Origin of the sequence: Candidatus Mycolicibacterium alkanivorans (assembly GCF_022760805.1) — a bacterium.
In the GTDB taxonomy this organism is placed as follows: Bacteria; Actinomycetota; Actinomycetes; order Mycobacteriales; family Mycobacteriaceae; genus Mycobacterium; species Mycobacterium alkanivorans.
Map to the genome: position 1 here is coordinate 495,605 of NZ_JAIVFL010000001.1, position 22,123 is coordinate 517,727.

Here is a 22,123-nt window from a genome sequence, read left to right on the forward strand (position 1 = left end):
GCTGTGGCGGGCCTCATGCAGGGTCAGCCGCGCGCCACATCTGGCCGTTGAGCAACTGCAGGAACTGATCGGTGATCGTGATCAGTCGCTCCTGGTCACCGACGAATCCGGCGTAGAAGCCGAGGCCCCACATGACCGCCATCAACATCTCGGCGGCGGCGTCCACGTCGACGTCGGGCCGGATCTCGCCTCCCTCGATGGCGTCTTTGATCGCCGAGGTAACGAACCCGCGGGTGAAGGTCAGCGACTCGTTGTCTTCCTGGTTCAGGTCGGGATGACGCTGCGACTCCAGGACGGAGGTCGCCAGGAAGGCTGCGACAGAGCGGTCCTCACCCTGGGCCTCGACAGCTGCGCGCAGAAACGCACGCATCCGTCCGGCCAGCGCGCTCTCCCGCTGGGAGTGCTGGACGGCCGATTCGATGAGCATTCCGTTGGTCTGCTCCATGACCTCTTGATAGAGGAGCCGTTTACTGGCGAAGTAATGGTTGATGGCGGGGCGCGTCAGGTCGGCGCGGATCGCGATTGCCTGGAAGGTCGCGGCGTCGTAACCGAGTTCGCTGAACACCTCGCGGGCGGCGCGCATGATGCGCTCACGCGTCTCCGCCGCCTTAGCTGCAGGCGGCCGTCCGGGACCTCGACTGGCTGTGTGCGCCATAGTCAAATTCTGCCACAACGAGGGCACAATTTGACGGTGGCCGTCATTTGCTTACCTGTTTCACATTTTGATTTCCGATAAACACTCTGTCTCATACGCGAGTCTTTGCAGTGCTTAAAATTTGATTGACAATTGTCCCGCCGGCAGCAGCGCGTACCACCGCCGCCCTGCTCGCGCTGCGGACCAGGTCATCGCCCCCCATCCTGGCCGGGATCCGCAGCCCAAGGATGGGACGCAAACCCGCCCACCGGACGCGCGTCGACCGCGACTACGAACCAATCCGCATCGACACGCAAACGCTGTTCAACGATCTCGCGCTCGAAACTCCGCTAGCCGCTTGAGTATTCAGTACAAGGCCGAAGGAGTTCGGTCAACGCAGCGTGCCGAAGAATGCCCGAACGTCCTCGACGAACAGATCCGGCTGTTCGAGCGCGGCGAAGTGTCCACCTCGCGGCATAGTTGTCCAGCGAGTGACGTTATAGTTGTTCTCACACCAGTGCCGCGCTGCCGGCAGGATTTCCTTGGGGAAAGCGGCTATGCCAGTAGGCAATTCGACCCGACCTAAACTAGCAGATCCAGTGTAGCACTCTAGGAGCTTGGCGAAGCTCTCCCAGTAGATTCGTGCCGAGGAACTTCCGCTCCTGGTCACCCAGTACAGCATCACGTTGTCGAGCAGTTCGTCGCGGGTGAGTACGTTCTCAGGATTGCCGTTGCAGTCCATCCACGACCAGAACTTCTCGATGATCCACGCCATTTGCCCCACCGGCGAATCGACCAGCCCATAGCCCAATGTCTGCGGCCGGGTGGACTGTTCTTCGGAATACCCCATATCCCACCGCTGATAGTGCTCCAACGTCGGGCTCTTGTGACGTTGTAGTGGGTTCGTTGACCTGGGAATTTGGGCGCAACGCCGTGTCCTGCTTACGTTTTGGACTGCTAAAGGTTCAATCCGTGAGAAGGGTGTACGGCGTTGCGCATGTCCAGGGTATTCGCGACCGGTCTGGGTGACCAGAACATGGTGATCGAGGACGTGATGATCCAGACCGAGACCACGGGCCGCAAGCAGCCGAAGACCAGCGAGGTGCTGGTGTTCTCGGTGCGGCCCAAGGCGTCGCAGGCAGGCCGTTGCTCACGGTGTCGCAAGCGGTGCCCGGGCTATGACGCCGGCGGCCGGGACGGGGACGGGGTCAGGCGGTGGCGGACCCTGGATGTGGGAACCACGAAGGCGTATCTGCAGGCCGCGGCACCGCGGGTGGCATGCGGCGAGCACGGGGTGGTGGTGGCGCATGTGCCGTGGGCGCGCCCGGGTGCCAAACACACCTGGGCATTCGAGGACACCTGCGCGTGGCTGGCCGCCCACACCGCATTGAGTGTGCTCACGGTGCTGCTGCGGATCGCCTGGCGCACCGTGGCGGCGATCGTGACCAGGGTGGTGGCCGATGGCCGCGACACCAACGATCTGCTCGCGGGACTGTCGCGGATCGGCATCGACGAGATCGCCTACCGCAAGGGGCACCGCTACTTGACGTGCGTGGTTGACCACACGACAGGCCGGCTGGTGTGGGCCGGCGAGGGCCGCAACCAGGACACGCTGGGCCGGTTCTTCGACGAGCTGGGCGCCGAGCGGGCCGCAGCATTGACGCATGTGAGCTGCGACGGCGCGGAATGGATCCACGCCCTGGTGCGTGCACGCGCGCCGCAGGCGCTGATTTGCCTGGACGCCTTCCATGTCGTGGCCTGGGCCATGAAGGCACTGGACAAGGTGCGGGTACGCACCATGACCAGCGCCGGGATCACCGATCGGCATGCGATGTGGGCGACCCGCAAGAACCCGGCCGAGTTGACCGGCGAGCAGCGCACCAGCCTCGCGGAGATCGCCGACACCAACGCCACCCTGTACCGGGGGTATCTGCTCAAAGAGCAGCTACGCGAGGTCTTTCGGGTCAAAGGCACCCACGGGCGGCAGCTACTGGCCGGGTGGTTGTCGTGGGCCTCGCACTCGCGCATCCCCGAATTCGTTGCGCTGGCCCGCAGCATCCGCCGCTACCGCGACCTGATCTGGAACACCCTCGATCACGGACTGTCCAACGCCCGCTCCGAGGCCACCAACACCCACCTGCGGGCATTGACCAAACGCGCCTACGGATTCCACAGCCCTGACGCCCTGATCGGCATGGCCATGCTCACCCGAGGCGGCCTCTGCCCAGCACTACCAGGACGAAAATGACCCACTACAACGTCAGTAGATCCCAACGTCGCAAGGACCTGCCGATCTTCCTCGGTCGGATTAGCGAGGTCATCGGCCGAGGGATGGGCGACCGGCATGTTCAGGTGGATGCCTACACAATGGCCGCGGTAGTGGCCGACCAATGTGGTGATCACCGCGCCCCAGTCACCGCCCTGCGCACCATAACGCTCATAACCCAGGCGCACCATAAGCGTCTCCCAAGCCTGCGCGATCTTTTCGACGCCCCACCCGGTGTGGGTGGGTTTCCCAGAAAAGCCGAAACCCGGAAGCGTCGGGCACACAACGTGGAAGGCATCTTCGGCCCGCCCTCCGTGCGCCGTCGGGTTCGTCAGCGGCTCGATCACCTTATGAAACTCCACGATCGAGCCGGGCCAGCCATGGGAGATCAGCAGCGGGAAGGCGTCCTGATGGGGGGACCGCTGATGGATGAAATGGATGTCCAGACCTTCGATTTCGGTGAGGAAATGGTCAAATCGGTTGATCGCGGACTCACGTGTGCGCCAGTTGTATCCGTCGGCCCAGTAGGACGCTAAAGAACGGGCGTACTCCAACGGCACGCCCTGGCTCCAGTCATCTACAGTTTGGGCTTCGGGCCAGCGTGTGTGCGCCAACCGCAATAGCAAATCGTCGATGACTTCATCGGGAACACCGATCCGAAAGGGCCTGATCTCTCGCGTCTCGCTCATGTTTCCTCTCCGGTTAGACGGATGGGCAACAGAGTAGCCCAGGCCGAGGTTGCTGACTGGGGCAGCGGCGTGCCACGCCTATTTTGGCGCTTCCGGCTTTTCCGTGGGGCCGCGACCGGGCAGCTGCGTCAACGGCAGAGCCTGCCCTTGCCGATGGCCTCGGCAATCTCGGGCTCACGCTCGTCGCACATGCGCTCGATGGTGCGCAGCTGGCCGGTCCGCCACACCAGCGGCCGGGTCCGGCCGCTGGTGAAGACTCTGCGCACATCGGCCAGCACGCCGGTGGCCTGATCACTCGCGATCTGGACAGTCATGGCAACTCCTCGAATAGGTCTGCTGGCCGCCAGCTTGCCGCATCATCGGCGGGCGGCGACACCCTCGTCGTCCGAACTGACTGTGGATCGCGTCTTCCCGGCCGACCGGCGACATCTGGGAACTATGGTCTTCAGACATGGCCACTGTCGCCACCAGAGAGGCGTACTTCGAGACGGGCCTCGAAGTACTCGCCGATCTGGGCTTCGGCGGACTGAAGCTGGCCGAGGTGTGCCACCGGCTCGGAGTCACCACGGGGTCGTTCTACCACTATTTCTCCAGCTGGCCGGCCTACAGCCGGGAGCTGATCGCCTACTGGGTGCAGGACCGCACCATGCGAATGGCCAGGGCCTTCAATGCGGTGACCGATCCGCGGCAGCGGATGCAGGTCATCATCCGCGCCGTGCTGTCGCTCCCGCACGGCGCCGAAGCCGCGATCAGGTCGTGGAGTTCGGTGGACCCCGAGGTCTACAAGGTCCAGGTCGAGGTCGACGAGGAGCGCTACCGGGTCTGCTACGACTATGCGATGGATATCGTCCGCGACGAGCGGCAGGCCGAGGTGTTCGCCGACTGGTGCGTCTACATGCTGGTCGGCTACGAACAGGCGACCCTGCCCCGCGATCCGCGGGTCTACGAGTGGATCAGCAGCCAGATGCTCGACGCGCTCGACTCCGGCAGCTTCAGCACCGTGCCGCCCCGGTGACCCGGACCGATTCCGTCGAGCCCGCGCACCGCGATGTGGGTGGCTGGCGCCGGGCGGCCAACCGGATCCGCACGCGCGACCCCGAACACGACGGGGCGCGGCGCGCACTGCGTGCAGCCATCGTCATCCCCGTCGCGGCGGCGGTCAGCTTCGCCGTCGGCGGCGGTTCGCAGACACCGCTGTTCACGATCTTCGGTTCGATCGCCCTACTGATCGTCGTGGACTTTCCCGGCAACATGAACACCCGCGCGCTGGCCTACACCGGTCTTGGCTTCAACGGCGCGGTGCTGATCAGCGTTGGAACTCTGGCCGCTCCCGTGCCGTGGCTGGCGGTCTCGCTGATGTTCGTCCTGGGTGCGCTGGTCAGTTTCGCCGGTGTGCTCAGCGAGATCATCGCGGCCGGCCAACGCGCGACGCTGCTTACGTTCGTGCTGCCGATCTGCACGCCGGGGGGCCCGCTGGGTGAACGGCTGCTGGGATGGGCGATCGCGCTGGCCATCTGCATGCCCGCCGCACTGTTTCTGTTCCCGCCGCGCCACCACGGTGAGCTGCGCCGTCATGCGGCCGCGGTGTGCCAGGTGCTGGCCGCGCGGATCGAGGGCACCGCGACGGGCGCCGACCTCACCGGGGCGATGGATGCCTTGCGCGCCAATTTCCTGGGCGCGGCGTACCGGCCGGTGGCCCTGACCGCTGGCAGTCGCGCCTTGGTCCGGGTCGTCGACGACCTGCAGTGGTTGTGCGATCGCGTCACTGACGACACCGGCGGCCTGCTCGGGTCGATGGCCGAGCCCGCGGTGCGGGTGCTCCGCGACTGCGCCCGCATCCTGGGCATCACCCGCCCGGCCGACCGGGCCGGTGCGCGTGCCGATCTGAGCACCGCCCTGGCCGAGCTGCGAACCATCGCGGTGGGCAGCTACCGGCAGGACATCGTCGACATCCTCGCCGAGCCGGACGAGGCCGCCGCTGTCGAACTGGGCCGCACACTGCTGAGCCGACGCACCATCGGCGCCACGATCGCCGTCACCGGGCGCCTGATCGCCAGTGCCGCGGCGGCCGATGCCCGCCCGGCATGGGCCCGCGTGCTGGGCAGGCAGCTTCCCGAAACCGGTGTGGCCGACCGGGTTTACTCCGAGACCGCGGCGGTCACCGCGCTGATGACCGGCTATCTGGTGACCCGAGCTGTCACCGTGCGCAACAGCGCGCGAACCGGCCTCGGCCTGGCCCTGGCCGTGCTGGTGACATTCGTGTTTCCGGTCCAGCATGGGTTCTGGGTGGTGCTGGGGGCGCTGTCGGTCCTGCGCAGCAGCGCCCTGACTACCGGAACGAGCATGCTGCGCGCGGTCACCGGCACCGTGATCGGCTTCGTCATCGGCGCCGTCGTCATCGAGTTGCTCGGCATCGATCCCGTCGTGATGTGGGTGCTGCTGCCCGTGGTGGCGTTCGGGTCGGCCTACGTGCCCGAGATCGGCTCGTTCACCGCCAGTCAGGCCGCCTTCACCATGATGGTGCTGATCGTGTTCAACCTGATCGTGCCCACCGGGTGGAAGGTCGGCTTGATCCGGGTCGAGGACGTGGTGGTCGGGGCGTGCGTCGGCGTCGTCGTCTCGCTATTGCTGTGGCCACGCGGCGCCAAAACGTCGGTACAGCGGGCCATCGACGCGTCCTGCGAGGTGGGGTCGCGCTACCTGCGCGCGGCGGTGAACCGGGTCACCCGCGGCGCGTTCGAGCAGGCCGAGAACCGGGTCAACGCCCTGAGCCATGATGCGCTCACGGCATCTCGGACATTGGATGATGCTGTACGCCAATACCTTTCGGAAAGTAGCGGACCTATCGACTCACGTGCGCCAGTGGTGCGGGCATCCAACCGCGCCATTCGGCTGCGCACGGCCGCCGATCTCATCGCCGACATTGTGCCGCCACCGCTCGGGGTGTATCCGCAGGCGCGTCAGGTGCTCGAGACCCACACCACGGCGGTGTGCGCCCGCCTCGACGGCAGCGATCCCAACGCATCGCTCCCCCCGATCAGCGACGCATTGGTGCCCGCCCTGCGTGCCGAGGCCGCTGCAGGCGAGCTCACCGTTTCGGCGGCCCTGCCATTGGTGACCGCGGCGGCCAACATCGGCGAGCTCGAGCTGACCTATCCGCCGGCGGCTGCCGCCGACCCCGCACACACCTAGCGCGAAAGTCCTCTCAGCTCAACACTTCCAGTGCCGCCGCACGCGCCTCGGCCACACTGGCCGCGGTCAGCACCGCCTCGGCCGCGTCGCGGCACTGCGCCAGGGTGACCGACGCCAGCTTGGCGCCGACACCGGTGATGGCGGCGGCGGCCGCCGACAGCGACGTCACGCCCAGACCGGTCAGCACACATGCGAGCAGCGGGTCGGCGGCGGCCTCACCACACACCCCCACCGGCTTGCTGGCCGTCACCCCGGCCCGTGCGGTCTGCGCCACGAGCGCCAAGACGCCGGGCTGCCACGGATCGGTCAGCGCGGCCAGTTCGGCCGACATGCGGTCAGCGGCCATCGTGTACTGGGCCAGGTCGTTGGTGCCGATCGAGAGGAACTCGACGTGCTCGAGGATCCGGTGCGCCAGCAGGGCTGCGGCGGGCACCTCGATCATGACGCCGGGGGTCAGGTTTCGCGCGCGCGCTCGGCGAAGCGCTTGGCCTCATCGGGCGTGGCGATCATCGGTGCCATCACCCACGGCGAGCTGCCGGCGCCGAGCGGGCCGCTGAGCCGTCCTGGACGTTGGCCAGGATCGCCACCGGGTGCCCGTCGGCCGTGGCGCCGGGACCGGTCCAGCCGGCCGTCGCGGCGGCCGCGGCGTCCGCGGCTTCGACGGCCGCGGCGGCCTCCGCCGGGTCGGGCGACGCGGTGACGGTGCCGCGGGTGCCGTCGACCAGCACGTCGGTGCCGGCTGCGATGTCGTCGAGGCCGCTGACCGCGACCACGCAGGGAATTCCCAGCTGGCGGGCGACGATGGCGGTGTGGCTGGTCGGCCCGCCCAGGGTGGTGGCCAGCCCGACGACCAGCGCCGGGTCCAGGCTCGCGGTGTCGGCGGGCGCGAGGTCCTCGGCACACAGGATCGACGGCCGGGAAGGCACCGGCACGCCCGGCTCGGGTAGGCCACTGAGCTCGGCGACCACCCGGTCACGGATGTCGCGCAGATCGGTCACCCGCTCGGCCATCAGCCCCCCGACCTGGGTGAACAAGTCGATGAACTGGGCGACCGCCTCGGCGGTTGCCCGCACGGCGGGCACACCTTCCCTGATGCGTTTCTCGGCGGCGCCCAGCCATGCACGGTCCTGCGCCAGCATCGCCGTGGCGGCTAGCACCTCGGAGGCGGCTCCGGTGGTGGTGGCGGCGCGCTCGCGGAGGCGGTCGGCGACGGTGGCCGCCGCGGCGGTGAACCGGGCGGCCTCGGCGTCGCGCTCTCCCTCGGCGACCTCGCCGCCGGGTTCGAGTTCCTCGAGCGGGGGCAACTTGCCAGGGCGGATGACGGGCGCGAACCGGACGCCGGGAACCACGGGGACGCCGGTGAGAACAGCGCCGGGCGCTGTGGTCACTGAAGGAGGCCGGATCGAGGCGGACATGTGAATCACGCTACCGCCGCGCGTCGGTGGCCGAGCTGGCCAGGCCTACGACGTCACTACCGAAACGGTGCGCCGCGACCCGGCCGTCGGTGTGCGGTTCTATGGCTCTCCTGACGTTCATGTGGATCGGGGAGCGTGTGGTATGGGCCGGGGATGGTGAGTGGGGACGCACGGACGGTGATCTAGGTTCGAAGGCTCTGACCCCAATCGATCCTGGAGCCGTCCGTGCGCGCATCAACCCTACTCAATTCCCTCCTCGGACTGTCTGGGGTGCGGGCCGGCAAGACCGCTGTGTGCGACGGCGAGCTGCGGGTGACGGTTAGCTTGCGCCGTCGGCGGCTGTGCTGCCCGCAGTGTTCGTTTAGCACCGGGCACCGCTATGACACCCGTGAGGTGGACTCATCGTGGCGGCATCTGGACATGGGTGGGCGGATATGTCGGATCCTGTTGCGGCGCAGACGGCTGCGCTGCCCGGACCACGGTGTGCTGGCCGAGGGCGTGCCGTTTGCGCGCCCCGATTCCCGGCACACCCGCGACTTCGAGGACCTGGTGGCGTGGCTGGTCACCAAGGCCGACAAGACCACCGTCAGCAGCTTTGCCCGTGTCGCCTGGCGCACCGTGGGCGCGATCTGTGAGCGGGTCGTCGCCGACGTGTTAGACCCCGACCGGCTGTGCGGGCTGGTCGACATCGGCGTCGATGAGATCTCCTGGCGCAAACACCACCGGTATTTGACGCTGGTCTCCGACCACGACAGCGGCACCATCGTGTGGGGCAAACCCGGTAAGGACACCGACACCTTGGGCGCATTCTTCGACGAGCTGCCCGACGGCGGCGCATCCCTGGAGGCGGTGTCGATGGACATGGGACCGGCCTACGCCAAAGCCGTGCGCGAGCGGGCACCAGCGGCGGTCATCTGCTTTGATCCCTTCCACGTTGTCAAAGTCGTCACCGATGCGCTTGAGGCGGTGCGCCGCCAGGTCTGGCAGGCCGCCCGCACACTGCCCGATCAGCGCATCGCCAAGACGTTCAAGGGCGCTCGCTGGGCGCTGCTGAAGAATCCTGCCGACCTCACCGACACCCAAGCCCAAACCCTACGGGAGATGAAACGCAACGGTGGAATACTTTGGCGCGCCTACCAACTCAAGGAAGCACTTCGCGAGGTATTCGCCGGCGACCTCGACACGGCCACCGTCGCCGAACTGCTCAATCGCTGGTGCGCACGAGCCCAACGCAGCCGCATCCCCGAGTTCATTAAGGCCGGACGCACCATCCGTAAACACCGCGCCGGCATCGACGCCGCCCTCGAGCGCGGACTCTCCAACGGACGCCATGAAGGGCTCAACACCAAGGTGCGGCTTCTCATCCGACGCGCCTACGGCTTCCACAGTGCCAAGGCCGCCCTCGCGCTCATCCTCCTAGCCTGCGGACCCGTCACCCTGAAGCTCCCATACCACACAGGAGGTCATCCACATTCATGTCAGTAGAGCCGGTTCTATGCGGTTCCCGTCGACGGCGTGGTGCGCGTCAACCTCACGATCACTGAATCCGACCGCACCACAACGAAGATCAACGAGCCCGGCGCGGTGATCGACGAGGCCGCGGAGGAGGCGGCCAACGCCGTCCTGGCCCCCGCCTGACCCGGCACTGCGCCCAAACCGCTATGTGGACATGATTGTTCGAGTAAACATTTTCAGGCTCTTCCGGGAAGTTTGTGGGTCATGGTGCGGCCGGGTGGAGCTGTAATCCGCCGAGGTGGAAGTAGATTGCGGTCTTGAAGTGCTCGCGATTGCGGTAGCCGCGGGCGGAGACTCGGATGGCCTGGATGCGGGAGTTGAGGCCTTCGGCGCCGGCGTTGGTGATCGGGTGGGCGAAGTAGCAGGGCTCCGGCGTTGTTGATTTACGGGTCCGTGACCTGGGCTGATGGTTATTCGGTGACACGCCGTCGAGGCTGGTGGGCAGGCACGGGCGGTCCGAGGACGATGGAGTTGCTCAGACCTCATCGATCACTCGGAGTTGCCCGTGCCTGCCCTGTCAGTATCACCCGTGGACTCGATCACCGAGGCGTTGGCTCGCTGGCAATCCGGCGAACGCGTCCGTGTGCTGCGCACCGAGCTGTTGGACGTGCTGGCGCAGGTTCCTGATCCACGTGATGCACGTGGCGTGAGGTACTCATTGATGGCGCTGTTGGCGGTGGCGATCCTGGCTACGGCGGCCGGCATGCGCTCCTACGCGGGGTTCGCCACGTGGGCAGCGAGTGCACCGCAGGATGTTCTCGCGCAGTTGGGTATTCGGTATCGACGCCCGAGCGAGAAGACGTTTCGGACCGTACTGTCGCGTCTGGATGCCGCCGACCTGGACCGCCGCCTCGGTGCATACTTCACCGCGCTGGCTGTCGCGCAGTCCGCCGCCGGCGACGCGCTGTTGGTGGTGGCGCTGGATGGCAAGACGTTGCGAGGAGCACGCCGCGCCGGAGCGGCGGCGGTCCATGTGGTGTCGGTGTTCGCCCATCACGCCCGGCTGGTGCTCGGGCAGCTCGCCGTCGCGGACAAGAGCAACGAAATACCCTGCGTCCGTGCGCTACTCAGACTGTTTGGGCACGTCCGGCTCCTGGTGACCATCGACGCAATGCATACCCAGACCAAGACCGCCAAGCTGATCTGCAGCACCCTGAAATCCCACTACCTGATGACGGTGAAGTCGAATCAGCCCAGCCTGCTGGCCCGCATCAAGGCCATGCCGTGGGCGCAGGTGCCAGTTACCTTCGCCGAGCCGTCCGAACGCGGTCACGGCCGCATTGAAACACGAACACTCAAGACACTGACCGCATCCCGCGGAATCGGGTTTCCCTACGCCAAGCAGATCGCCGAGGTCACCCGTGAACGGGTCGTGACTGCCACCGGTGTTCGCTCGATCGAGACTGTCTATGCCATCTGCAGTGTTGCGTTCGAACAGGCCCCACCCAAGCTGATCGCCTCCTGGCTGCGCCGGCACTGGGGCATCGAGAATTCGGTGCACTGGGTACGTGATGTCAGTTACGACGAGGACCGCTCGACCGTGCGCACCGGCACCGCGCCCCAAACCATGGCCGCTCTACGTAACACCGCCATGAATCTGCACCGCCTCGCCGGAGCCACCAACATTGCCGAAGCCTGCCGCACAACGGCATTCAGCAGCAACAACGCCCTGCAACTCTTCACGAATCCACATATCCCCAGCTCACAGGCATGCTAATCAACAACGCCGGAGCCCTGGGCGAAGTAGGACAGCAGCCCCGCTTCGTGGCGCTTTAACGTCTTTGCTGCGTCGATGATCGGCTTGAGCCGGGAGTGGGTGGCCCAGAAGTACCAGCGCTTGAAGTGCTTGGCCGCCCAGCCGCGGCGTTTGTAGGACCAGAAGTGGCGCAGGTCTTCCTTGATCGTCCAGGCACGGCCGGTTTTCAGGTCGGCGCCGCGCAGGGCGGCGAAGCGGTCGTGGTGGCGTGCGGGAAGGTTCTCGGCCGAGTACAGCCACAGGTACTTGCTGCCGGCCAGGCTCTTGTCGCCGGTGACGGCCAACGCCCGGTTCTCGGCCTTGCGCACGGTGTCCACGGCCTTGGTCAGATAGCCCATCAGGTGGTAGCGGTCGAAGACGATCTTGTCGTCGGCGTCGCTCAGGTGCGTGCGTACCGAGGCGGCGAAGGGCTCCCACATGTCCATCGCCACCGCCTCGATACCGGCCCGCTGCTCGGCGGTGAACTTCTCGAAGTAGCCGTCCAGGCTGGCCTGTCGGCGCTCGTCGGCGATATATTCCACGGTGCCCGCGTCCAGGTCACTGACCACGGTGATGTAGTCCTGTCCCTTGCCGGCCGCCTTCTCATCGACCCCGACGTGGGCCGGTACGTTCAGCGGTTTGGCGGCCAGGCCGCGGGCCACGGCACGGTCCATCAGGTGCCACGCCTGGTCCCAGCTGATGCGCAGCAACTTGGCGGCAGACGCTACGTCGCACGCGGCGAGCACGTCGATCGCCAGCCGCTCGAACAACGTCGTGAACCGCGAGTGCGGCTCGGCCCACGGCAACCCAACCTGACGCACCCCGTGTTCGGGACAGTCCACCCGCGGCGGACTGGCATGCAGGAACGTCAAAAACGCACACGAGTCCAAATGCCGCCACGCCCGCTCAGCCGAGTGGTCATAGACCGACAGTTCGCGTTTGCAGTCCGGGCAGGCGAACCGGGTCTGGGCCGGATGCTCAACCCATACGTCCACTCGCCCGTCGGTTGCTGACAGCTCGACCCGCCCCACCTTCCACGGAGTCTCCAGTCCCAGCAGATGGCGGTACAGCTCGGTGTCGCGCATACCCGATATCCTGCCGCTGACGCCCGTCACGCCCACATCGAGCCCACGAAAAACCCGGAAGCGCCCATTTTTTCATAACGTCGAGTTCGACACAAGCAGAAGGAGTCCAATGCACACCAAGGCCGTCATCGTCGGCTCGGCGATCGGATTGCACGCCCGCCCGGCGGCTATCATTTCGGAAGCCGTTGTCAAAGCCGGTGCCCCGGTAACGCTGACGATGGAGGGCGGTGAGCCGGTGGACGCCGGTTCGGCGCTGATGATCATGACGCTGGGCGCCGGCAACGGGGCCGAGGTCACCGTCGCCTCCGAGGACGAGGCGACCTGCAAGGCCATCGCCGAACTGGTTCAGCAGGACCTCGACGCCTGACAGCTGCGAAGAACGGCCCGAGTCCACCACCCAAGGTCGGCTCGGGCCGTTTCTGTGCTGCGAGAGGTTGTACTTGTACCGGCCCGCAGGGTGTATTGGTACCACCCCAGGTCTTCGCGTCCTCGGTGAATCGGTGATCAGGCCAGGCCTTTGAGCATGAGGTTCCAATACAGGAACGGCAGACCGTACTTCTTGAGGTACCAGTACGCCCAGTGCGGCTTGGTCGGGTCGAGCAGTGGGAAGGACGGCGTCAAGTTCAGGTCGTAGTCGAACTCCGCCAGCAGCATCGCGTGCGATGACGTGATTATTGGGCATGACGAGTAGCCGTCATAGGATCCGCGCAGCGGCCGGTTCTTCAGGAACGCGTCGATGTTCTCGACCACGACTGGCGCTTGCTTGCGGATTGCGGCGCCGGTCTTGGAATTGGGCGAGGAACCGGCATCACCGAGGCTGAACACGTTGGGATAGCGCACATGCTGCATCGTGTGCTTGTTGATATCGACGTATCCGGCCGCATCACCGGCCGACAGTGGACTCGACTTGATCCAGTCCGGGGCCGACTGCTGGGGCACGGCGTGGAGCATGTCGTAGGGCAACTTGATCTCGTTGCCGCCCTCGCCGACGCTGGCCACCGCGACCTTGCGCACGCTGGCATCAACGGATTTCATCTCGGAGCTGCTGTGCAGGTGAATCCCATAGCCTGCGATCACCTTGTCGAGGCTGTCAGCGATCGCCGGAATTCCGAACGGCCGCGGCGCGGGCATGACGAGGTGGACGTCGATGTCCTTGAGCACGCCCTGTTTCCGCCAATAGTCGGCGGCCAGGTAGGCGATCTTCTGGGGCGCGCCAGCGCACTTGATCGCACCGGTGGGAACGGTGAACACCGCGGTGCCCGAACGCAGGTCGCGGATGAAATCCCACGTCCGCGGAGCGAGGTCGAACCGGTAATTGGACGACACACCGTCGCGGCCCAGCGTTTCCTCAAGCCCCTCGGTGCGGTTCCAGTCGAGCTGGATACCCGGGCACACCACCAGCACGTCGTATTCATAGCTGGCACCGTCGAGGCATGTCACTGTGTTGTTGTCCGGGTCGAACGCCTCGGCGGACTTGCGGATCCAGGTGGCGTCCTTGGGCATCACCGAGGCTTCGGGCCGTTCGGTTGACGCCGCCTTGGCCTGGCCGCCGCCGACGAGCGTCCACAGCGGCTGGTAGTAGTGCTTGTCCGAGGGTTCGATGACCGCGACGTCGGTGTAGCCCTTCCGTAGGAGGCGCGCTGCGACGGTGATACCGGCCGTGCCGCCGCCGACGATCAGGACCTTGTGTTTGGCGGTGGTGTTCATGCTTCCCGCTACCTCGTGGCTCAGAGTTGTTGTGGCTCAGAGTTGTTGTGGTTCAGGCGTTTTGGATGGCGTCTTCCCAGGCGCCGTAGCCGCCCAGGACATCACTGACATCGGCGAAGCCGCGCCGGCGCAGCAGGCTCGCAGCGATCGACGAGCGGTAACCGCCGGCGCAGTACACGACAGTCGGCCTACGCCGGTCGAGCTCGTCGATACGGTCCGGAAGCTGGCCGATCGGGATGTTCACCGCCCCCGCGATCATGCCGGCGGCCGCCTCACCGGGGTTGCGCACATCGACGATCTGCAGCTCGGGCACATCGGCCATCCGCTCACCCAACGCGTTGCTGGTCAGTCGCGAGGCGACCTCGACGTCGTCGCGGTGGGTGAACATCACCTGGTACGGCTCGGCCAGGTAGCCGACGACCCGGTCGAAACCGATTCGCGCCAACCGGTTCTTGCCCTCCAACTCCAGACCCGGCTCGGTCATCAAGATGATGTCCACATCGGGCTTGACCACCGATCCGGCGAACTCGGCGTAACGACCCTCCAGTCCGATATTGACCGCGCCACGCAGGTAACCCAGCGCGAACTCCTCGGGGCTGCGGCCGTCGACCAGCATCGCCCCGGACTCCATGGCCGCACGCACCTCGTCGTAGGTCATCGGCTGCGGCATCTCGGCCTCATCGAGCAGGTCGCGGTCCTTGCGGTTGAGGATCGCGTCGTAGACGAAGTAGCCGGGGGCCGGCGGCTGACCCTCGGTGACCAACTCCATGAAGGTCGCCTTGTCCGGGGCCCGCAGCGCGTAGTTGGTCTTGCGCTGTTCACCCATCGTCGACCACAGATCGGTCGACAGGTTCTTGCCGCAGGCCGAGCCGGCGCCGTGCGCCGGGTAGACCCGGGTGGTATCGGGCAGGGTCATCAGCTTGCCGTGCAACGAGTCGTAGAGCTTGTCGGCCAACTCCTCACGGGTGAAACCGATCGAGGCCAACAGATCCGGCCGGCCCACATCACCGATGAACAAGGTGTCACCGGTCAACACGCCGTAGGGAACGGTGTCACCGGCATGCTCATAGAGCACGATGCTCAGCGACTCGGGGGTATGACCCGGAGTGTGCCGGAACTCCAACTGCACCTCGCCCAGGCAGTAACGCTCGCCGTCCTCAACCGGCAAGTAGTCGAACTCCGGCTTGGCCACCGACGAGTAGACGATCCTGGCGCCGGTCGCCTTCGCCAACTCCAAGTGCCCAGACAAGAAGTCGGCATGAAAATGCGTCTCGATGACAAGGTCAATCGTCATCCCGAGTTCCTTCGCGTCGGCGACGTACTCGGACACATCGCGCTGCGGGTCGACCACAACGGCGCGGCCGGTGGTCTCATCACCGATCAAGTACGACGCATGCGACAGACAATCCAGGTAGTACTGGTTGAACTTCATTTCAGAGTCCTTTCAGGAGTTTTCGGTTGGCGGGTCAGGCGAGCGCGAGGAACAACTTTTCGAGCTCGGCCTCGGTCAGTGGGGTTGTGGCGCCGGAGTCGACTCCCGTTGCGCACTCGCGCAGACCGGTGGCGACCATCTTGAATCCGGCCCGATCCAACGCCTTCGATACCGCGGCGAGCTGGATCACGATGTCCTTGCAGTCGCGGCCCTGCTCGATCATCGAGATCACACCGGCCAGTTGGCCCTGTGCGCGGCGCAGCCGATGCAGGACCTCGGTGGACTTGCCGTCCTCGACCATGGTCGTCTCCTTGTCGGTCGTGGTGTCGCTCATGCTGCGGCCGCCTTCGGCGACGACCTGCGGGTCAGCCGCCGCAGCGGGCAAGCCGCGTAGTGCGTGCAGGCGAAGGTCATCGCGCCTGCGACGACGGTCAGTGCCGCCCCGGTGATGCCGACGGCCGGATGGACCTCCTCGCCGAGGATGAGCGAGGCCATGCCCAACACGAACCAGCCGAATCCCTTGCGCAGCGTCTCGGGATTGATCTTGCCCGCGAACCGGGCGCCGATCAGAGCGCCCACCACCGCCGCTGCCGTCAACGCCAAGCCGAGGGCCCAATCGATCCGCACGCTGGACAGGTAGCCCAGCAAGCCGGCGAAAGAGTTCATCGCGATGATCACCAGGGACGTACCGACGGCGATCGGCATCGGCAGCCCGCCGAGCAGGACGAGTGCGGGCACCAGCAGGAAGCCGCCTCCTGCACCGATCAATCCGGTCACCGTGCCCACGGCCAGGCCGACGGAAGCGATCTGCAGTAGCGGCGGCCGACGGGACTGATCCCCGCCGGCCGCAGTGTTCTTGCGGCCGCGCAGCATCGCGAACGCGGTCGCGACCATCATCACCGCGAAGCCGATGAGCAGCGCGCCGCCGGGAATGAACTTGGCCAGATATCCGCCGCCGTAGGCGCCCGCCATCGCCGTCGCACCGAACAGCAGAGCGGTCCGCCACTGGACCCGGCCGGCGCGGGCATGGGAGATGGACCCCACCACGCTGGTCGTGCCGACCACCAGCAGCGAGGTGGCGATGGCCTGCTTGGCCTCCATGCCGGCCACATAGGCCAGCAGCGGAACGGTGAGGATCGATCCGCCGCCCCCGATCAGTCCCAGAGAGACGCCCACGAACACCGCCAGGACGATTGCCAGGGTGATCACGGCCGTTTCCTCCCTCGAGCCTGCAGTTTCTGCAGATTTTGCATACCTCCAGGGGTATGCCCACTTCAGTCAGCATAGATACCTGTGGGGGTACGTGCAACTGTGATTCACTATACCCATAGGGGTACTTCACGGGAAGTGACTTTGGCCCCTCACCTGCGGGGTCGGGAGAAGAGGGGAAGCAACCCTCCGCATGCACGTTTGCGCTGCTAGCATCCCGCTATGCCCGAGGCGCACCCGACCAGCGGCAGCGCGGTGATCGGGTGGACGGGAGCCTTCATCCGGGGCTCGGGATATCTGCGAAAGTGGCTCATCCTGGGCGTCGCCATCGGCATCATCGCCGGGCTGGGCGCGGTCGTGTTCTACCTCGCGCTGGACTACACCGGGAAGTTCCTGATCGGCTATGTCGGCGGGTATCAGGTCCCCGCGGCGAAGGAGGCCGGTGGTGGGACGGGGTCGAGCGGGTTCGTCCGGCCGTGGGCCATCCCGCTCATCGCCTTCGGCGGCGCGCTGGTGTCCGCCTTCCTGGTGGCGAAGTTCGCGCCGGAGGCCGAAGGGCACGGCACCGACAACGCGATCGAAGCCGTGCACACCGACCCGCGGTCCATTCGCAGCCGGGCTGTCGCGGTCAAGATGATCTCGAGCGCACTGACCATCGGTTCTGGTGGCTCTGGCGGCCGAGAGGGGCCGACCGCCCAGATCTCCGCGGGTTTCGGCTCACTGTTGACCCGCGTGTTCAACCTGTCCGACGCCGACGGCCGGATCGCGGTGTCACTGGGCATCGGTTCGGGTATCGGCGCGATCTTCGGGGCACCTCTGGGCGGCGCAGTGCTGGCCGCCTCGATCGTCTATCGGGAGGACTTCGACTACAAGGCCCTGATTCCGGGCTTCCTCACCTCAGGGACGGCCTACGCGATCTACGGCTCGCTGATGGGCTTCGATCCGATGTTCGGCTTCGTCGAACCCGACTACGTCTTCAACCCCACCCATCTGGTGTGGTGCCTGTTGATCGGGGTGCTCTCCGCCGGCGTGGGTTACCTGTACGCGCGGGTGTTCTACGGAACGGTCGGCCTGACGCGCCGACTGCCGGGCGGGAAGGTCATCAAGCCCGCCATCGGCGGTCTGCTGGTCGGCCTGCTCGCGCTGGTGATTCCCCAGGTGCTGTCCAGTGGGTACGGCTGGGTACAGATCGCCACCACACGCGAAGGTCTGATGACCATCCCGCTGTGGATCGTCCTGGTGTTGCCCGTCGCGAAGATCGTTGCGACGGCGCTGTCGATCGGAACCGGCGGCTCCGGGGGCATCTTCGGTCCTGGCATCGTCATCGGGGCGTTCGTCGGTGCGGCGATCTGGCGGCTGGCCGATCTGGCCGGTGCGCCGGCGATGCCCGGCGGCCCAGGGGTCTTTGTCATCGTCGGCATGATGGCGTGCTTCGGCAGCATCGCTCACGCACCGCTGGCGGTGACGCTCATGGTCGCCGAGATGACCGGTTCGTTCTCGGTGGTCCCGTGCGCGATGGTCGGCGTCGGGATCGCCTACCTGATCATCTGCCGCACCAGCGTGTCGATCTACCAGTCGCAGCGCCTCAACTGCGAAACCGCCGCGGCCGAACGGGTGACCGTCTCGGCCCCGAGGCGCTGACGACACCTGACGACGACCACGCCACGGGCGAGCGCTGATCAGCGGGATCTAGGTCACTATCTCGGCACAATTGAGCGAAACGTCGTGCTTTTCGCGCAGCGGCGTGGGATCCTGTCGAATCGTAGGCTCGTGTCGAGGCGAAGGGGTTCGGGTGTCGGCTCCCACGATGGCGCACAGGTTGGCCGCGGAGTTCGTCGGTACGTTCTGGCTGGTTCTCGGCGGCTGTGGCGCAGCGGTTTTCGCCGCCGACCCCGCCGAGGACAATTCCGTGGGAATCGGCTTCCTCGGAGTGTCGCTGGCCTTCGGCCTGACGGTGCTCACCGGTGTCTACGCCTTCGGGGTGATCTCCGGCGGTCACTTCAACCCGGCGGTGACACTCGGGGCGGCTCTGGCAAAACGCGTGGAGTGGAAGGCGCTGCCGCTCTACTGGGTGGTCCAGGTCATCGGCGGACTGGTGGCCGGCGGGGTCATCTACCTGATCGCCAACGGCAAGCCCGGGTTCACGCCGACGGGTCACATGGCGGCGAACGGCTACGGCGAGCATTCGCCGTTCCACTACTCGCTGGCCGCGGTGCTGATCGCCGAGATCCTGCTGACCTTCCTGTTCCTGTTGGTGATCCTGGGCGCCACCGACGACCGGGCCCCGAAGGGTTTCGCCGGGCTGGCAATCGGGTTGATGCTCACGCTGATTCACCTGATCTCGATTCCGATCTCGAACACCTCGGTGAACCCGGCCCGCTCGACCGGCGTCGCGTTCTTCAACGGCGCAGGCGCACCGGCACAGCTGTGGGCGTTCTGGCTCGCGCCGTTGGTGGGTGCGGCCATCGCCGGCGTGGCCTACCCGCTGCTGTTCGGCAGGGGCGAGGAACTCGCCGACCGGCCGGTGCGCGACGCGGCACTGGACCGCTGACCGACGAGTCAGAGTCTGCTGATCGCCTGCACCGGCAGGCGGGCGCCGCGGCGGGGCTCGGAGGCCAGTCCGCTGGCCTCCAGCAGCCGCACCGCCCGGTAGCGGTGAGGACGCAGCGGCTCGAGAAGCTCGACCATCCCGGCATCGTCGACCGGTCGCCCGATCAGGGTCCAGCCGATCATCTTCGGGACGTGGTAGTCGCCGATGGACAGCGCGTCGGCGTCACCGAAGGCCCGCTGCGCGGTCTCGGCGGCCGTCCACACACCGACACCGGGAAGCGAGGTCAGCGCCTCACAGGCGTCGGCGGGCGCGCGGGTGACCAGCCGTTCCAGGGCGTCGGCCCGCCGGGCGCAGCCGACGACGGTGCGGGCGCGACCCGGATCGACATTGGCGCGGTGGAACTCCCAGGACGGGATCCGCCGCCACACCTCCGCCGACGGCGGCACCCGCATGCCGGCGGGAGCCGGTCCTGGCGCGGGACTGCCGAACTTGGCCACCAGCAACCGCCACGCCCGGAATGCGTCGGCACCCGGGACCCGCTGCTCGATCACCGCGGGGATCAACGCTTCCAGCACGCGGGCGGTGCGGCCCAACCGCAGGTGCGGTACCCGCGCGGCGGCGGCCGCGACGACCGGATGCTCCGGCCGGAAGCCGGCGGCGTCGTCGTCGGCACCGAGCAGCGCCGGCAGGGCTTCGAGGAACTCTTCGGCTCCGTCTCCCCAGGCCTCGCAGGTCGCCGCATCGGGTGCCGTCGGCGAGATCCGCGCGGTGACCGGGCCGCTGGTCTGCAGGCTGGTGCGCCAGATCGCACGCTGCGCGTCGAGCTGATAGCAGGGGTCACCCGGTCCGCGGCGCTGCGGCGCCAGCGTGAGGCCCGGACTGGCCGGGCCGGGGAACCGCAGTGTGCGCTCGACGGGCACTGGTCAGGTCGGGTCGACGGTGATGTCGGCCTTGTTCGGGTAGAACGCGACGTGCCCGGCGATCGCCGCGACCGCGGGGTACGGCTTCTCGTAGGTCCAGATGGCGTCTTCCACGGCCATGTTGCCGACAGTCACGTCGTAGTAGCCGGCGTCCCCCTTGTACGGGCAGTATGACCGAGAACGGCTGCGGCTCAACACTTTCGGATCGACATCGGTGACGGGTATGTAGTGCACTGCCGGGTAGTTCGCCTCCTGCAGACCGAGTGCGGCTCGGGTGTCGGCGACGAGTTGGCCGTTGATGCGGACCCGGACCCGACCCTCGGTCGGCGTGATGGTGATCGGGTGTTGGGCCGTGGGTTGCTTGACTTCGCGGGTGGCCATCGTCGGTTCTCCTCGCCGTGGGTGCGCTCGCTGCAACACCGCACCCAACCCATGATTCCCGCCCGGACCGACGCTGACTAGTGGGCCGGTCGTCGCTGCGGCCGGATTGCATCGTCGCCCGCTACGGCCGGATCGCCCCGCTACGCCCGGCGCGCGATCATGTCCGCGACCACCGCGACGGGCGAGGTGGTGGACCGGCCGCCCTCCTCGCGGCGGTCGGCCACCTTGTAGGCGGCGTACGTTCCGCGCACCCCGATCCACCGGAACGGCTCGGGCTCCCAGGTGCGTGAGTGGTGACCGACCCAGGGCAGGGCGGTCAGCGCGGTGCCGCGCTCGAGAACGAGATCGGTCAACGTGCGCCCGGCCAGGTTGGTGGCCGTCACACCGTGGCCGACGTAGCCGCCGGCCTCGCCCAGGCCCGTTGCGGGATCGAGGCTCACCCCGGCCGACCAGTCCCGCGGCACGCCCAACACGGGTAGGGCACCGCGCGGCCGCCGATCGCGATGCGGTTGTCGGCGGTGCGCTGGGCGTAGAAGAGCCGTGCGCAGATCGCCCATCGTTTCGTAGCCTGCCCAGCCGATCGTCTGCCAGATGTCGTCTGACATCGGCTCGGTGGCGATCATCGCGCTGTTCATCGGCAGCCAGCGCCGGCGCGGTCTGCTCGTAGATCTTGACGCCCAGGCGCTCGACCACGTCGGCCAAACCGCGCGCCAGCTTGGCCGGCTGGATCCGGGCGCATTGCGGGTTGAAGGAGCCCAGCACGAGGTGGTCGACGCGGACCCGCGCACTGGCTTCGGCGGCGGTGAGCATCTCGATGCCCTCGGTGCCCCACTCGCGGTGCTCGTCAGCCTCGGCGCGCAGCCGCCGCGCCCGGGCGGCGTTTCGGGCGAACCTCGAGGTTCCCGCCCTTGACGATGTCGGCCTGGATGCCTTCGCGGGCTGCGATGTCGATGACCTCGTCGACGGCCTGGTCGAGGGTGCGCTGCCAGGCCAGCACGCTGTCGCGCCCGTACGTCTTGGCCATCAGGCCGCGATGGCCCGGAGCGAGGCCGGACAGCCAGCCGCCGTTGCGGCCCGATGCGCCGAACCCGGCGAAGCGCGCTTCGAGCACGGTGATCCGCGGGGACGGGTCGGCCTTCTTCAGGTAGTAGGCGGTCCACAGTCCGGTGTAGCCGGCGCCGACGACGCACACGTCGGCGTCGCGGTCACCGGGCAGAGCGGTACGGGGTTGCGGGAGTTCGGCGTACCAGTGCGACACGGCGCCGTCGATCGTGGCCATGGGAAGAATCTTGGCAGGCCGACCGGTTGGCGCCTTGTGCACCGACACCAGTCATGGCTGCCTGAACCTCAACGGCGACAACGCGACGTGGTTCTACGGCAGAACGGCGACTG

General features: G+C 66.9%; 18 protein-coding genes and 5 pseudogenes. 9 read left to right on the forward strand and 14 right to left on the reverse strand.

All coding sequences use genetic code 11. The annotated features are described in order from the left end of the window. Positions 1 to 13: 13 nt before the first annotated feature. On the reverse strand, positions 14 to 655 hold the full coding sequence (locus K9U37_RS02490) for a TetR/AcrR family transcriptional regulator (RefSeq protein ID WP_243070379.1): 642 nt from the start codon (positions 653 to 655) through the stop codon (positions 14 to 16). 370 nt (positions 656 to 1,025) lie between these two features. Next, positions 1,026 to 1,508 (reverse strand): annotated as a pseudogene (locus K9U37_RS02495) (alpha/beta fold hydrolase); the annotation flags it as partial. Between the two features lie 123 nt (positions 1,509 to 1,631). On the opposite strand from K9U37_RS02495, the gene K9U37_RS02500 reads away from it, so the two are divergent. Then, the gene (locus tag K9U37_RS02500; protein ID WP_243070380.1) at positions 1,632 to 2,882 is read left to right on the forward strand and encodes an ISL3 family transposase; all 1,251 of its coding nucleotides are present in this window, start codon (positions 1,632 to 1,634) and stop codon (positions 2,880 to 2,882) included. A gap of 17 nt (positions 2,883 to 2,899) precedes the next feature. On the opposite strand, the pseudogene K9U37_RS02505 reads toward K9U37_RS02500, so the two are convergent. After that, positions 2,900 to 3,571: pseudogene (locus tag K9U37_RS02505) on the reverse strand (epoxide hydrolase family protein); the annotation flags it as partial. Positions 3,572 to 3,717: 146 nt separating this feature from the next. Further along, positions 3,718 to 3,903 carry a hypothetical protein gene (locus K9U37_RS02510; RefSeq protein WP_243070381.1) on the reverse strand — a complete coding sequence of 62 codons (186 nt, stop codon included), beginning with the start codon at positions 3,901 to 3,903 and terminating at the stop codon, positions 3,718 to 3,720. 137 nt (positions 3,904 to 4,040) lie between these two features. On the opposite strand from K9U37_RS02510, the gene K9U37_RS02515 reads away from it, so the two are divergent. Further along, positions 4,041 to 4,604, forward strand: coding sequence for a TetR/AcrR family transcriptional regulator (locus K9U37_RS02515; protein WP_243070382.1), 564 nt, complete (start codon positions 4,041 to 4,043; stop codon positions 4,602 to 4,604). Then, a complete protein-coding gene (locus K9U37_RS02520) occupies positions 4,601 to 6,781 on the forward strand; it encodes an FUSC family protein (protein ID WP_243070383.1) in 2,181 nt (726 codons plus the stop codon). Before K9U37_RS02515 ends, K9U37_RS02520 begins: the two co-directional genes overlap by 4 nt. Positions 6,782 to 6,794: 13 nt before the next feature. Here K9U37_RS02520 and K9U37_RS02525 read toward each other — a convergent pair. Further along, positions 6,795 to 8,196: pseudogene (locus K9U37_RS02525) on the reverse strand (putative PEP-binding protein). Positions 8,197 to 8,421: 225 nt separating this feature from the next. Here K9U37_RS02525 and K9U37_RS02530 point away from each other — a divergent pair. After that, positions 8,422 to 9,681, forward strand: coding sequence for an ISL3 family transposase (locus K9U37_RS02530; protein ID WP_243070271.1), 1,260 nt, complete (start codon positions 8,422 to 8,424; stop codon positions 9,679 to 9,681). Between the two features lie 30 nt (positions 9,682 to 9,711). After that, positions 9,712 to 9,834 carry a hypothetical protein gene (locus K9U37_RS02535; RefSeq protein WP_372489368.1) on the forward strand — a complete coding sequence of 41 codons (123 nt, stop codon included), beginning with the start codon at positions 9,712 to 9,714 and terminating at the stop codon, positions 9,832 to 9,834. Between the two features lie 79 nt (positions 9,835 to 9,913). Here the strand turns inward: K9U37_RS02535 and K9U37_RS02540 are convergent. Next, positions 9,914 to 10,072, reverse strand: a pseudogene (locus tag K9U37_RS02540) (transposase); the annotation flags it as partial. A gap of 144 nt (positions 10,073 to 10,216) precedes the next feature. Here K9U37_RS02540 and K9U37_RS02545 point away from each other — a divergent pair. Continuing rightward, positions 10,217 to 11,428: an ISAs1 family transposase gene (locus tag K9U37_RS02545; RefSeq protein WP_443627142.1), complete on the forward strand. Its 1,212-nt coding sequence runs from the start codon at positions 10,217 to 10,219 to the stop codon at positions 11,426 to 11,428. Here K9U37_RS02545 and K9U37_RS02550 read toward each other — a convergent pair. Then, positions 11,425 to 12,531, reverse strand: coding sequence for an ISL3 family transposase (locus tag K9U37_RS02550; protein ID WP_243070384.1), 1,107 nt, complete (start codon positions 12,529 to 12,531; stop codon positions 11,425 to 11,427). The two genes, K9U37_RS02545 and K9U37_RS02550, sit on opposite strands and share 4 nt — an antisense overlap. Positions 12,532 to 12,640: 109 nt before the next feature. Here K9U37_RS02550 and K9U37_RS02555 point away from each other — a divergent pair, with 109 nt between their 5' ends. Next, positions 12,641 to 12,898: an HPr family phosphocarrier protein gene (locus K9U37_RS02555; RefSeq protein WP_243070385.1), complete on the forward strand. Its 258-nt coding sequence runs from the start codon at positions 12,641 to 12,643 to the stop codon at positions 12,896 to 12,898. Positions 12,899 to 13,035: 137 nt separating this feature from the next. Here K9U37_RS02555 and K9U37_RS02560 read toward each other — a convergent pair whose 3' ends face one another. From K9U37_RS02560 to K9U37_RS02575, 4 genes are read right to left on the reverse strand one after another with little or no spacing between them, the layout of a single operon-like run. Further along, positions 13,036 to 14,238 (reverse strand): NAD(P)/FAD-dependent oxidoreductase, encoded by a 1,203-nt coding sequence (locus K9U37_RS02560; protein WP_243070386.1) that lies wholly within the window; start codon positions 14,236 to 14,238, stop codon positions 13,036 to 13,038. 52 nt (positions 14,239 to 14,290) lie between these two features. Beyond that, positions 14,291 to 15,670 carry an MBL fold metallo-hydrolase gene (locus K9U37_RS02565; RefSeq protein ID WP_243070387.1) on the reverse strand — a complete coding sequence of 460 codons (1,380 nt, stop codon included), beginning with the start codon at positions 15,668 to 15,670 and terminating at the stop codon, positions 14,291 to 14,293. Between the two features lie 34 nt (positions 15,671 to 15,704). Then, a complete protein-coding gene (locus K9U37_RS02570) occupies positions 15,705 to 15,971 on the reverse strand; it encodes a metal-sensitive transcriptional regulator (protein WP_243073193.1) in 267 nt (88 codons plus the stop codon). A gap of 29 nt (positions 15,972 to 16,000) precedes the next feature. Then, on the reverse strand, positions 16,001 to 16,879 hold the full coding sequence (locus tag K9U37_RS02575) for a sulfite exporter TauE/SafE family protein (protein WP_243070388.1): 879 nt from the start codon (positions 16,877 to 16,879) through the stop codon (positions 16,001 to 16,003). 222 nt (positions 16,880 to 17,101) lie between these two features. On the opposite strand from K9U37_RS02575, the gene K9U37_RS02580 reads away from it, so the two are divergent. Together K9U37_RS02580 and aqpZ are read left to right on the forward strand one after the other, a co-directional pair. Next, on the forward strand, positions 17,102 to 18,520 hold the full coding sequence (locus tag K9U37_RS02580; RefSeq protein ID WP_243070389.1) for a chloride channel protein: 1,419 nt from the start codon (positions 17,102 to 17,104) through the stop codon (positions 18,518 to 18,520). A 151-nt stretch (positions 18,521 to 18,671) separates the two neighbouring features. Beyond that, positions 18,672 to 19,430, forward strand: a complete 759-nt coding sequence (gene aqpZ / locus K9U37_RS02585) for an aquaporin Z (protein ID WP_243070390.1) — start codon at positions 18,672 to 18,674, stop codon at positions 19,428 to 19,430. A gap of 8 nt (positions 19,431 to 19,438) precedes the next feature. Here aqpZ and K9U37_RS02590 read toward each other — a convergent pair whose 3' ends face one another. The 3 genes and pseudogenes from K9U37_RS02590 to K9U37_RS02600 all read right to left on the reverse strand — a co-directional run bounded on the left by K9U37_RS02590 (position 19,439) and on the right by K9U37_RS02600 (position 22,010). Further along, positions 19,439 to 20,350, reverse strand: a complete 912-nt coding sequence (locus K9U37_RS02590; RefSeq protein ID WP_243070391.1) for a DNA-3-methyladenine glycosylase family protein — start codon at positions 20,348 to 20,350, stop codon at positions 19,439 to 19,441. 3 nt (positions 20,351 to 20,353) lie between these two features. Beyond that, entirely contained in the window at positions 20,354 to 20,731 is a 378-nt protein-coding gene (locus tag K9U37_RS02595; protein WP_243070392.1) for a DUF427 domain-containing protein, read from the reverse strand. Positions 20,732 to 20,871: 140 nt separating this feature from the next. Next, positions 20,872 to 22,010: pseudogene (locus K9U37_RS02600) on the reverse strand (NAD(P)/FAD-dependent oxidoreductase). Positions 22,011 to 22,123 lie beyond the last annotated feature (113 nt).

Excerpts from the sequence above, each read along its gene's own strand:
- K9U37_RS02490 (WP_243070379.1), bottom strand. The coding sequence starts at position 655 with ATGGCGCACACAGCCAGTCGAGGTCCCGGACGGCCGCCTGCAGCTAAG.
- K9U37_RS02500 (WP_243070380.1), top strand. The coding sequence starts at position 1,632 with ATGTCCAGGGTATTCGCGACCGGTCTGGGTGACCAGAACATGGTGATC.
- K9U37_RS02510 (WP_243070381.1), bottom strand. The coding sequence starts at position 3,903 with ATGACTGTCCAGATCGCGAGTGATCAGGCCACCGGCGTGCTGGCCGAT.
- K9U37_RS02515 (WP_243070382.1), top strand. The coding sequence starts at position 4,041 with ATGGCCACTGTCGCCACCAGAGAGGCGTACTTCGAGACGGGCCTCGAA.
- K9U37_RS02550 (WP_243070384.1), bottom strand. The coding sequence starts at position 12,531 with ATGCGCGACACCGAGCTGTACCGCCATCTGCTGGGACTGGAGACTCCG.
- K9U37_RS02555 (WP_243070385.1), top strand. The coding sequence starts at position 12,641 with ATGCACACCAAGGCCGTCATCGTCGGCTCGGCGATCGGATTGCACGCC.
- K9U37_RS02560 (WP_243070386.1), bottom strand. The coding sequence starts at position 14,238 with ATGAACACCACCGCCAAACACAAGGTCCTGATCGTCGGCGGCGGCACG.
- K9U37_RS02565 (WP_243070387.1), bottom strand. The coding sequence starts at position 15,670 with ATGAAGTTCAACCAGTACTACCTGGATTGTCTGTCGCATGCGTCGTAC.
- K9U37_RS02570 (WP_243073193.1), bottom strand. The coding sequence starts at position 15,971 with ATGGTCGAGGACGGCAAGTCCACCGAGGTCCTGCATCGGCTGCGCCGC.
- K9U37_RS02580 (WP_243070389.1), top strand. The coding sequence starts at position 17,102 with ATGCCCGAGGCGCACCCGACCAGCGGCAGCGCGGTGATCGGGTGGACG.
- K9U37_RS02595 (WP_243070392.1), bottom strand. The coding sequence starts at position 20,731 with ATGGCCACCCGCGAAGTCAAGCAACCCACGGCCCAACACCCGATCACC.